Source organism: Secundilactobacillus muriivasis (assembly GCF_054785195.1).
In genome coordinates, this window is sequence record NZ_BAABMI010000051.1 from 1 (window position 1) to 10,599 (window position 10,599).

The window sequence follows — 10,599 nt, forward strand, 5'->3', positions numbered from 1 at the left end:
CGCCCGGTTTTTACGACCAATTTGACGCAACCATCCTTACCGGTGCAGAAGCCGACTTTTGGCAACGATATCAGCAATTCATTCAACCCATTCAGCAACGTCAACACAGTCAGGACCTCTTTTTGAAGCAGCGTTTTGGCGGCGATCCGCACCTCACCTCGCCCGGACTCCACAAGTACCTCAAACCCGATGCAAAGGTGCTCGGCTTCCCGCTAACGCCAACCCGGCTCTACCAGAGTGCCATCGTGAACTACCTGTTGACCCATTCAACCCAATCGGATAGCACCATCGCAGAAACGCTCCGATTAGACCCCCAATCCCTTGGTTACTACCGCCAACTCGCTCGCGAAATGACGGCGTAGTTTTTTCACCAAAATCACTGCATTGGTTGCCACTTTAAGGTATCATAGGGTCAAAAGGAGTGTGAGGCATTATGGCAAAAAAGACGTTAACCGTTGACTTTGATCAACTCAATAAATTTGTTGACCAGCGTGAGGCATTTATCAAGGACAACCCTTGGTTAATCCCCGCCGGTATCGCCATCCAGGTAATCCCACTAGCATTATTGATCCATGGCCACATGAAGGCCAGTATCTATAAGAAGAAACTCCAAATCGAACGTGAAAAGACGAAGCAGCTATCCCTTCAACTACAAGCAGAAGGCCACTGTAAGCATCACCACCACGGTCAACCAAAGCATCATAAAGGGCACCAACCTGAGGCGCCCAATTTCCCACGCCGGTTGGCACATTAGTTAGCTTAATAATAAATCGTAAAAATGCCACCATCGCCAGTTCGTTTCCGAACAGCGATGGCGGCATTATTTTGGGTTAATTTTCAACTTACTATTAATCGACTAATCGATCAGAACGTTGTTTCGCTAATTGATTCAAGTGCTGTCCGTGCCATTTTGTGTCAAGACACCCAGTTAAGAACTCTTTTTCGATATCCTGATTTGACACCTGAATTTCAAAACCGCAAACACCCTCTTGATAACTTTGAAATTATAAATTCTCAGAAGGCATTTCAAATCAGCCTTTTCATACCCCTACCCGGTATAGCGATTATCCTGTAACGTATAGTTCGCCGGAAACGCTAACCAATCTTCACGCCGAATCGAAAACCCTTCTTGAGCGTAAAATTGAAGGGCCGCCTCGTTTTTAATCACGCACTTTAACGTCAACATCCCCGTGGCTTCTTGCCGCATCGCTTCTAAAAGAGCGTGGCCCACGCCCTGATGCCGATAATCCGGCGACACAAATAACAGATGGATAAAGTTCATCACCCGGTACAGGGACACGAATCCCACAATTTCACCATCGATTTCCGCAACGAACACCGACTCATTGGCTGAATCGCGTTCAAAATCGCTTAATTGTGGATGGGCAACCCACGGAAAATCGCGTTCCCGGTCGCGCCGATAGATTTCTGCAAGCGCCGGTTTGTCCTGCGCTATCATTGGTCGAATTTTCATGTTGATCACCGCCATTTTTAGTTAAGTTAATTATATCATTTCCGTCCCAGCCTTGATGTTATCAGTTGATTTAAGAACTTGTGAAAAAAATATTTTATAAATGAATTTAAAATACTTATGTAAACTTAGATGAAAACCTTATTGATTTTAAATACCTCACTAATCAAGTGATAAAAAAGCAAACCTTTTTGATAAATTATGGGTGCAATCCCCGTCACTTTGCGTTATTATAGTGGCATACCAAATAACCTAATAACCAATCTATGTTCCCTTTACGCGTCAGGAAGCTGACAAATGAAGTGATTTTTCCATCAGCAGTCGCAATTATTGCGGCTGTCTTTTTTTATTGTTATCTAATTAATAACTAATAAATTATGATTTCGTTAAGCGCACTTGCCCAACTTTTCCAGTTTCTTTACCATTTTGTCGCTAATTTGTTACCAAATCTTTGCTATACTGGATGCTATCTTTGTAACGGAGGTCCCGACCTATTATTCAGTCGAAAATTAAGCGACGACTGCGTACCTTGCTGATTGCGATCAGCTGTGCGGCACTCGTCTTTACCCCAACCCTAACGAGCTATGCGAAAACTAAAAAAGATACTAAAATGTCGTCTTACAAAAAGGTCAAAGCTGCTTATGTGATGGATGCCAAGAGTGGCCAGACGCTTTACGATGACCGTGGCGATAAGGAATTACCGATCGCCAGCCTGTCTAAGATGATGACCCTGTATTTAACCACCCAAGCGATCAAACAACACCAACTCAAGTGGTCTGATAAGGTCAGCGTGAATAAGCAACTCATCAAGATGAGCAAAAACTACGCGCTGGGCACGTTTAAAATCAACCGCAGCAAACAGTACACGGTTAAGCAACTCTACCAAGCCGCGCTGATTGCGTCCTCTAACTCGGCCGCCATCGCGCTTGGCGAAGCGGTAACTGGTGGTGATAATGCCAAATTCATCGCCAAAATGAACCAGCAAGCCAAGGCCTGGCACCTCGACGCCAACTTCATCAGTAGTTCCGGCCTCGACAATTCCGATTTGCGCCACTACGGCTACCAAATCAAGGGCACGACCGCTAACCAGCAGAACCTCGTCAGTGCCAAGGCCATTACGGTGGTCGCCCAACACCTCGTTGATGCCTTTCCACAAATCACCAAGTGGAGCAGTAAGGCCACTTACAATATTGGCAACCAAACCCTGATCAACGCCAATTCGATGCTCAAAACCGGCGCCTTTTATCGCAAGAGCAATCACTTGGACGGCCTGAAAACTGGCTACACCGAAAGGGCCCACCTTTGTTTGACCATCACCTACTGGCGCCACGGCCGTCAACTGGTGGCAACGATTCTTGGGAGTGACACCACCTTCTCCGCGATGAACGGCATCATTACACATCTGGATAAGGTGTTAAACTACAAGACCATGACGGAAAAGAAGCAGACGTATCGGGTCAAGCACCAAACCGTCAAAACAACGCCAACCGAAACGAAAACCGGCGTCTGGTATTTGAAGAATCAAGATCCTGCTAAAATCAGCATCACCAACAAGCTCACCGCCACGACCCTCCCCGTTAAAAAGGGCAGCCTCGTGACCCAAACGAGCTTTAACCACACCGGCTTACCGGCAGCGACCGACCTTGGTCAAACGGCAACCAAGACGGTAACTAAGCCTAAAAAATCAAGCAACACCAACAACGTTTCCGGAATCAACCAGTTCTTTAATAGCATCAAGGACTTCTTTACTCACTTGTTTTAACTTTGAAAAGGCCACGATGATCGGCTAACCCCGATAACCGTGGTCTTTTTTTGCGCCTAATGCTCGTTTTATTTCACATTTATGAGAATTTCCCGGTTTTTTTTCACAATCTTCTAATTTCTTCTGATATACTTTGAGTTAAACTCGCGCCAATCTCATCTGGCGTAATCCAAATAACTGGAGCGATTATCGTGAATACAATCAAAATCGGTTTAATTGGTCTTGGGACGGTCGGGGGCAGCGTGCTGCAAATGCTGACCGAAAACCAAGATAAAGTTCAAAACATTACTGGCCAACGACTCAGCGTCAAAACCATCGTCGTTCGCGACACAGAAAAGCACCAGGCCGCCGTTCCTGAGGGCGTGACCCTTACCAGCGACCTAGACGCCATTATCAACGACCCAGAAATCAAAATTGTCGTTGAAGTGATGGGTGGCGTTCATCCCGCTAAGGAGATCATCACCCAATTGCTTAACGCTAAAAAACACGTGGTTACCGCCAACAAAGACCTCATCGCCTCTGCCGGTGAAGAACTCGCCAACATTGCGCGCGAAAACCACTGTGACCTGATGTACGAAGCCAGTGTGGCCGGCGGGATTCCAATCCTGCGCACCATCGTGAACAGCTTCGCCGCTGACCAAATCCTAGAAGTTAAAGGAATTGTCAACGGAACGACTAACTACATTTTGACCCAAATGCAACGGAAGAACTGGAGCTACGATCAGGCCCTCAAAAAGGCCCAAGAACTCGGCTTCGCTGAATCAGATCCGACAAACGATGTGGCAGGGATCGATGCCGCCTACAAGATGGTCATCTTGAGCCAGTTCTCTTACGGGACGCATCTCAAACTAGACGATATGTCGGTTGAAGGGATTCAAACCATTTCTCTTAAGGATGTTGAGCAGGCCGATGCATTTGGCTACACCATTAAATTACTGGGCATTTCCCGGCGCATCAACGGTGGCGTCTTCGCTGAAGTCGGCCCCGTCTTGGTACCAACCGATCATCCGCTCGCAACCATCAACAACGAAAATAACGCCGTTATGGTGACCGGTCAAGCTGTCGGCGAGACCCTCTTTTACGGACCTGGTGCCGGTGGCTTACCAACTGCCAACAGCGTCCTGAGTGACATCGTGTCAGTCACGAAAAATATCGTGCTGGAGACAACTGGGAACGCCTTTAACAACTACCAAAGCGAATCTGGCAATGTGGATGCTAACGACGTCATCTACCCGTACTACCTGTCTCTCAAGATGCTAGACATCCCTGGTCAAATGCTGAAACTGACCCAAATCATGACCCAAATTGGCGCCAGCTTTAGCCAAATCGTTCAAACCAAGAACGACGACCAATCCGCTCGCGTGGTCATCATCACGCATGATATGTCAAAAGCGCAGTTACACGACTTAAAAGAACAGCTTGAAGCCATCGATACGATTACTTTGTTGTCGGCTTATAAGGTTTTGAAGTAGGTTATTGAACTCGTTTTGATCAACGATTTTTTGTTGGTTGGAGCGAGTTTTTTGTTGCCGTTTGTGTCCAACGTAAGTATTCTTCTGTTCAGTTTGTGAAGTTCGGTGATTTGCGTGGACTGGCGATTCCGGTAGGCGACCAGGTTAGCTGCGCTGGCCGGCCTGAGCCGAAGGGCGGTCTCAGACCTCGAAGTTAAGCCTCGCCACAACCCATGCGAGTCTTAACTTCGTCCCCGATAATTGGCGGTTGTTGGAAGAACACCAACAACCACCAATTATCGCGACACAGCATCCACCTAGTCGCCTACCTGCATCTCACATTGCGTAATTTAGCACTATTGCAGATCATCTCAAGTGCTTAACTGAACGGCTTGCGACAGTATCACAATGACTGACGTTGCGTCGACAAACGCTAAAGTTGATTAACAGTCGATGGCTCGTCATCGTGACGGACAAGACGTCAATCTATTCTGAACGTTGACTTAATGTGCTTGAATGGACTGTGCCACAATGCTGTAGCGTTATCATTTAACGTTTACTGAGATGTTATCAATTGTCAGCGTGTGACAGTTTGACCCTTCATGATAAATTTTCGGGAGTGCGGTCTTGCTGCCGAAAGCCAGCAAACAAGAGGTCGGTCAGAAAATTGGGCTCAGCCGTGAAATTTCACTTAGCTGGTGAACTTCCAGCTTAGTGAAAGGCCGAATTCTGAGACGTGTTTTTCCGGCTCAGAATCGTGCCCACGGCGTTCCAGCCCAAATTTTCTGACCGACCGGTTGTGCCCACAATATCACCCATGATTAACGCACCAACGAAGCCAAATTTCACAAGCTCCGCATACTTACGCTGGACACAAACGAAAGCCCAGATAGTTGCACCCCAATCCACCCTGCCGTAGAATAGTAACCACTATTATCCACGGAGGTAATGCACATGACAGAATCAATCAAAACGGCGCTGACCAGCGCCGACTTTAAAGCTTACCATGAAGCAGTTGCAAGCCAACCTGCCAGCGACGTCATCAAGCGCACCGTGATGACCAATGGCGTTGATGCTGCCGCAACTGATCCAGCAGCACAATCGCGGTTACACCGGGTATTTTCCGTTGAATTGCCAACTGGCGGTGTGACTAACCAGAAGCAAAGTGGCCGCTGTTGGGAATTTTCACTTCTGAACACGTTGCGTCATCAGTTTGCGACCACCAACAAAGTTAAGGACTTTGAACTCTCTCAAAACTACCTGTTTTTCTGGGATAAGGTTGAGCGCGCCAACATGTTCTACCAGCACATCATCGACACCGCTGATAAGGGCCCGAACGACCGGGAAGTCGCTTTCTACCTCAAAATGGCTGGCGGCGACGGTGGTCAATGGGCCATGGCCGCGGCGTTAGTTCAAAAATACGGCGTGGTGCCCGACTATGTGATGCCTGAAACCTACAACTCAGAGCACACCAAAGCCTTCGCCTCAACCTTGGCGTTGAAGATGCGCCGTGATGCTGTCACCTTACGTGATGCAGCGGCCAATGGGGCCTCCGCAACAGAATTAGATCAGCAACGCCACGCCATGGTCGGTGAAGTTTACCGCATGGCGGCCTACTCCTTTGGCGAACCACCGGCAACTTTTGACCTCGAATATCGTGACGATGATAAGCAACTACATCGCGACGCTGGTTTGACCCCTCAAGGCTTCTACGATAAGTATTTTGGCGTTGACCTTGACGATTACGTTGTCGTCACTAACTCACCCGATAAGCCATTAAACAAACTGTACCGGCTAGCGAGTCAGGAAAACATCGTTGGTGGCAAGCAGATCCAATTCTTGAACGTTGACATGGACGTACTCAAGCAAACTGCCATCCAACAACTTCAAGACGGCGAGACAATTTGGTTTGGTAACGACGTGCTCCAGCAAATGAGTCGTGAACAAGGCTTCCTTGACGCCAACCTCTTCCGGCGTGCGGAACTGTTTGGCATCGACCTCACAATGGATAAGGCCCACCGCTTTGCCTACCATGAAGCCGAAGTGACCCACGCGATGACGCTGACCGGCGTTAACCTAGTTGACGGTCAACCTAACCGTTGGAAGGTCGAAAACTCTTGGGGTGAAAAGAACGGCGAAAAGGGCTACTTCGTCATGACTGATGACTGGATGGATCAATTCGTTTACGAAGTGGTCGTGCACAAAAAGTACCTGACGGCCGAACAACAAGCATTATTAGAAACGAAACCAGTTGAATTGGCACCGTGGGATCCGTTGATGTAGCAGAGTGCGGAGCCAAACGGGTTGAGCACGGCGTATAAGGGCACTAAGGTGAAATCCCTGGGTTTGGGATTTTACCTTAGTGCCCTTATACATAGTGCTCAGTTTGGCGGAGCACGTTTCGGCGCAGAAGCCAGAACGAGGTAACGAAATCAATTCCACTAAAGTTGCCGACAAGTTCCAACGGTGGCTGTTAATGGTCGCCGAAAACCATGTAGCAGGAACGCACATCAATTTCACCACCAGCTTTCCAAAAAAACACACAACCAAAACAAAAACAGCGCCACGAATTCCAACCAGAATTCATGACGCTGTTCTTTTATCTCCGAGCCACTAACCGCAACCAATCACGCATTAGTAACCTAACGAATTAATATTTTGCCGCTGTTGCTTATCTCCCGTCCAGAACGGTACTTTCACAACCCCAGCGATTTTATCCTTATCCACAAAGCCCCAGTAACGGCTATCATTAGAGACGCTTCGATGGTCACCCAAGACGAAATACTCGCCCTTTGGCACCACTTTAACGTTGTTGCCCCAACCGTACTGTTTCGCTAAGCTCTGCAGCGTCCAGTTTCCGGAACCGGTCCCGGTCGTGCCTTCTGACGCGCTAATGAAGCTCTGGTTAATCTGTTTGCCGTTCACATAGAGTTTGTTGTTCTTGAAGGCCACGGTATCACCAGGCAAGCCAATGACCCGCTTGACGTAATCCGTCCCAGCACTAGCTTCTGGATCCTCGCCATGGGCATCAAAGACAATGACGCTTAAGTGCTTCACGCTCGCCTGTTTAAACATCCACACCCGCTCGTTATTCGTGAGGTTGGGTTCCATTGAAGGCCCATCCACCCGAACTGGTGACAACACAAAACTCTTTAATAGCACTGCCAACAGTAACCCAATGATGACGGGCAGGCCAATTTCTTTTAAAAATTTCATTTGAAAATTCCCCTTCCCTCAGTGTGAACCGAGGTGCTTTTCAGTCGTTTTAGTAGAACACACCAATACTACTCTAGTTACGGCATTTCAAGCAAGTGCTAGGGCGTATCAACTTAAAAAGCTGGGTGATAGTTGTCACTATCGCTCAGCTTTTCGTTCCCGTTTAAGTTTTATTAAATTCGATTTAGCACCACTTCGCCAACCAGTGCGCTCGCTGATTAACGATTTCCGGCGTCATAAAATCAGCCGGACCATGGTGCGCGCCTTCAACGATGTGGAGGGCGACTCGCGATTCACCCATGACCGTCATCGCCTGAGCTGCCAAGTTAAACGACTGCACGTAGGGCACCACCGCATCCGCCGTCCCCGCATAAAGCAACAACGGTGGCGTTTCGCGGGTCAAATACTGCGCCGGATCCGCCTGATGTACCAGCGCCGGAATCTGCGTCAGCTCATGATTGCCAAACATGACCCCTTCAAAGGAATCCGCCTGCCCAGTTTCCGCAAACTGTGGGGTCATCCCCAACAGTTGAAACTGCGCCGCGAACTGGTCGAATTGATAAGGCCCATACGATGCAATCACGCAGGCCACCTTACTAGAAATATCAGGATAGTCGCCCATCCCGTTATCCAGCGTCCCGGTCGCTTCACTAGCCGCGGTCAGCACCGCCAAATGCGCGCCAGATGATTCACCCATCAACGCGATCTTGCCGGGTGCCAAGTGGTACCGTTCCGCATTGCCCCGGACGAAGCGAATCGCCGCTTTCAGTTCACTGATTTGAACTGGAAACCGGCCCTGCGTACTCAACGAGTAATCCGGACTCACAACGGCATAGCCTTGCGCCAACAATTGCAGTGCCGGCTCTAATTTATGCGAACTCTTTTGACCAAAATACAGCCCGCCACCGTAAACATCAATGATGACTGGAAAGGGACCACTCCCTTCATTAGGGAGGTAAATATCAAGCGTATGTCGCGTACCACTCGCATACGCGATGTCGTGGTACTGCCGCTTGATCCCCGCGGTATTTGCTGGAATTGTCGCTACTGTTCGGTCAATAAATCGCACTTAAAAAGCCTCCTGCTTAAACTTCGTCTGTTTTGGCCTGCTTTTGCTGGTCCTTCTTGATGTTTTCGGACACCTTCTGGACCTGGGACCGCTGCCGGTCAAGCCGTTGCTGCTTGGCAGCCACGTAGGCCATGTAAAACTCACCATAATCAAACTCGTGATCATGGCTCCTTCCTGCCGTATACGTTGGTTTATTATCCGTCCATTTCCCCATAGTGGTGCCCTCCTCAAGATTAATTACCTTGATGATACCAGACTAGCGCGACTTTTGAACCCCTAATGCAGGAGAACGACAAAATTTTTTCACAAATTGGTGAAGTCGTTATACCAATGATTGGGTAAACACCTATTTCAAGAGTATAAATCCCGCTAAAGTAGGATTTCGTTAGTCATTTTCGTTAACTAGGCCACTTACTTTAAGTCACTTGCGCTCGTCAACGATCTCCACGTTTTCATCAATTTTTTCACTATCATCCGCCAAAACGAGCGTCTGATACTTCGGCTGTAACGTCAACGTCATCTGATCGCCCAAAAATTCGTCTGAGTAGCCTTTTACGTAGACTGGCACCCAATTGGTCTCTAGTTGCTCGTCATAGTCCTTAAACGGCATTGTATCCGTAATAAGCACTAATTGAAATGAAACTTGCAGCGCAACCAAGCCATGATGTGAATAAGGCCCCACCCCGTCATCATAGCTCAGTAACACCCGGGTATTTGGCGTCAAATGCGGTTTGATTCGCGCAATTGCGTCATCTGAAAATTCAAGATATCGTGCCATGTTAATCTCCTCCTCGGCTTTAGATGCCCCCATTATGAAAGTTTCAGTTGAAAAAGGCAATTGAAAACCTCGTTAAATTCGGTTGTGATTCCCGTTAACTCAGTCCAATCAAAACAACGACTCACGGGATATGTAACCGCCACCATTTTTCACAAACTTATGGTACACTAGAATCATTAACGTTGGAGGTCCTAACTATGAGTAAACGTCAACTTACCTGTCACGAAACCCTGTCCATTACTAATCATCGGGTCTTCAGTTCCGATTTGAATGAACACAATACTGTTTTTGGTGGCCAAACCCTGTCAATGGTCGATAACACATCATCCATCGCCGCTTCTCGCGCGGCTCACCAAGTCACCGCCACGGTCTCGATGGATCACTTGAACTTTATTGCCCCATTTGAGCTACAGGACGCGATGGTGTTTGAATCTTACGTCACAGGGACTAGTCACCGTTCCCTAGAAGTCTTCGTGAAAGGCATTGGCGAACACCTCCTCACTGGTGAACGCTTCGTCGGCTTCACCTGCTTCGTGACCTTCGTTACAGCAGCCAAACCAGCCGATCCCGAACTACCTGAGATTGTACCGGAAACGGATGAAGAGAAGTTCATCTGCGCGGGTTATCAGGACCGCTTGGCGGAACGGAAAGTGGATCGTGATGAGCAAAAGGCCATCTTTAGTCATTTGAATTTAGATTAGCTCGATAGCTAGTTATGTGAATATGCAGGCATAACAGCCCTTCAATATGGGCGGTTGTGTCTGTTTTTTTGTGCTGTCGCTTGTGTCCAGCGTAAGTGTGCGGAGCGAGACGGGTTGAGAGCAGTGTGCAAGGCGACATCGGTGAAGGCGC

At 48.2% G+C, this 10,599-nt stretch carries 10 protein-coding genes and 1 pseudogene; 6 read left to right on the plus strand and 5 right to left on the minus strand.

Translation table 11 applies throughout. From position 1 onward, the window contains the following. Window positions 1–362: pseudogene (locus ACYVR3_RS11715) on the plus strand (recombinase XerD); the annotation flags it as partial. 71 nt (window positions 363–433) lie between these two features. Continuing rightward, the gene (locus tag ACYVR3_RS11720) at window positions 434–754 is read left to right on the plus strand and encodes a hypothetical protein (protein ID WP_461244393.1); all 321 of its coding nucleotides are present in this window, start codon (window positions 434–436) and stop codon (window positions 752–754) included. Window positions 755–1,048: 294 nt separating this feature from the next. Here the strand turns inward: ACYVR3_RS11720 and ACYVR3_RS11725 are convergent, their stop codons facing one another. Next, window positions 1,049–1,474, minus strand: coding sequence for a GNAT family N-acetyltransferase (locus tag ACYVR3_RS11725; RefSeq protein WP_461244394.1), 426 nt, complete (start codon window positions 1,472–1,474; stop codon window positions 1,049–1,051). Window positions 1,475–2,000: 526 nt separating this feature from the next. Between ACYVR3_RS11725 and ACYVR3_RS11730 the strand changes: the two genes are divergently transcribed. From ACYVR3_RS11730 to ACYVR3_RS11740, 3 genes are all read left to right on the plus strand, one after another. Next, window positions 2,001–3,233, plus strand: a complete 1,233-nt coding sequence (locus tag ACYVR3_RS11730; RefSeq protein ID WP_461244395.1) for a D-alanyl-D-alanine carboxypeptidase family protein — start codon at window positions 2,001–2,003, stop codon at window positions 3,231–3,233. A 191-nt stretch (window positions 3,234–3,424) separates the two neighbouring features. Further along, window positions 3,425–4,705 carry a homoserine dehydrogenase gene (locus tag ACYVR3_RS11735; RefSeq protein WP_461244396.1) on the plus strand — a complete coding sequence of 427 codons (1,281 nt, stop codon included), beginning with the start codon at window positions 3,425–3,427 and terminating at the stop codon, window positions 4,703–4,705. 933 nt (window positions 4,706–5,638) lie between these two features. After that, complete coding sequence (locus tag ACYVR3_RS11740) at window positions 5,639–6,967, plus strand: C1 family peptidase (protein WP_461244397.1); 1,329 nt, start codon at window positions 5,639–5,641, stop codon at window positions 6,965–6,967. Window positions 6,968–7,318: 351 nt separating this feature from the next. On the opposite strand, the gene lepB is transcribed toward ACYVR3_RS11740, so the two are convergent. The 4 genes from lepB to ACYVR3_RS11760 all read right to left on the minus strand — a co-directional run bounded on the left by lepB (window position 7,319) and on the right by ACYVR3_RS11760 (window position 9,747). Further along, complete coding sequence (gene lepB / locus ACYVR3_RS11745; protein WP_461244398.1) at window positions 7,319–7,900, minus strand: signal peptidase I; 582 nt, start codon at window positions 7,898–7,900, stop codon at window positions 7,319–7,321. 184 nt (window positions 7,901–8,084) lie between these two features. Next, window positions 8,085–8,969 carry an alpha/beta fold hydrolase gene (locus tag ACYVR3_RS11750; RefSeq protein ID WP_461244399.1) on the minus strand — a complete coding sequence of 295 codons (885 nt, stop codon included), beginning with the start codon at window positions 8,967–8,969 and terminating at the stop codon, window positions 8,085–8,087. A gap of 16 nt (window positions 8,970–8,985) precedes the next feature. Further along, window positions 8,986–9,183: a hypothetical protein gene (locus ACYVR3_RS11755; RefSeq protein ID WP_461244400.1), complete on the minus strand. Its 198-nt coding sequence runs from the start codon at window positions 9,181–9,183 to the stop codon at window positions 8,986–8,988. 207 nt (window positions 9,184–9,390) lie between these two features. After that, window positions 9,391–9,747, minus strand: a complete 357-nt coding sequence (locus tag ACYVR3_RS11760; protein WP_461244401.1) for an iron-sulfur cluster biosynthesis family protein — start codon at window positions 9,745–9,747, stop codon at window positions 9,391–9,393. A gap of 197 nt (window positions 9,748–9,944) precedes the next feature. Between ACYVR3_RS11760 and ACYVR3_RS11765 the strand changes: the two genes are divergently transcribed. Continuing rightward, on the plus strand, window positions 9,945–10,448 hold the full coding sequence (locus ACYVR3_RS11765) for an acyl-CoA thioesterase (protein ID WP_057152016.1): 504 nt from the start codon (window positions 9,945–9,947) through the stop codon (window positions 10,446–10,448). Window positions 10,449–10,599 lie beyond the last annotated feature (151 nt).

Bases quoted from the DNA above. Each gene is read 5' to 3' on its own strand.
- ACYVR3_RS11760 (WP_461244401.1), bottom strand. From the start codon at position 9,747: ATGGCACGATATCTTGAATTTTCAGATGACGCAATTGCGCGAATCAAA.
- ACYVR3_RS11720 (WP_461244393.1), top strand. From the start codon at position 434: ATGGCAAAAAAGACGTTAACCGTTGACTTTGATCAACTCAATAAATTT.
- ACYVR3_RS11725 (WP_461244394.1), bottom strand. From the start codon at position 1,474: ATGAAAATTCGACCAATGATAGCGCAGGACAAACCGGCGCTTGCAGAA.
- ACYVR3_RS11755 (WP_461244400.1), bottom strand. From the start codon at position 9,183: ATGGGGAAATGGACGGATAATAAACCAACGTATACGGCAGGAAGGAGC.
- ACYVR3_RS11765 (WP_057152016.1), top strand. From the start codon at position 9,945: ATGAGTAAACGTCAACTTACCTGTCACGAAACCCTGTCCATTACTAAT.
- lepB (WP_461244398.1), bottom strand. From the start codon at position 7,900: ATGAAATTTTTAAAAGAAATTGGCCTGCCCGTCATCATTGGGTTACTG.
- ACYVR3_RS11740 (WP_461244397.1), top strand. From the start codon at position 5,639: ATGACAGAATCAATCAAAACGGCGCTGACCAGCGCCGACTTTAAAGCT.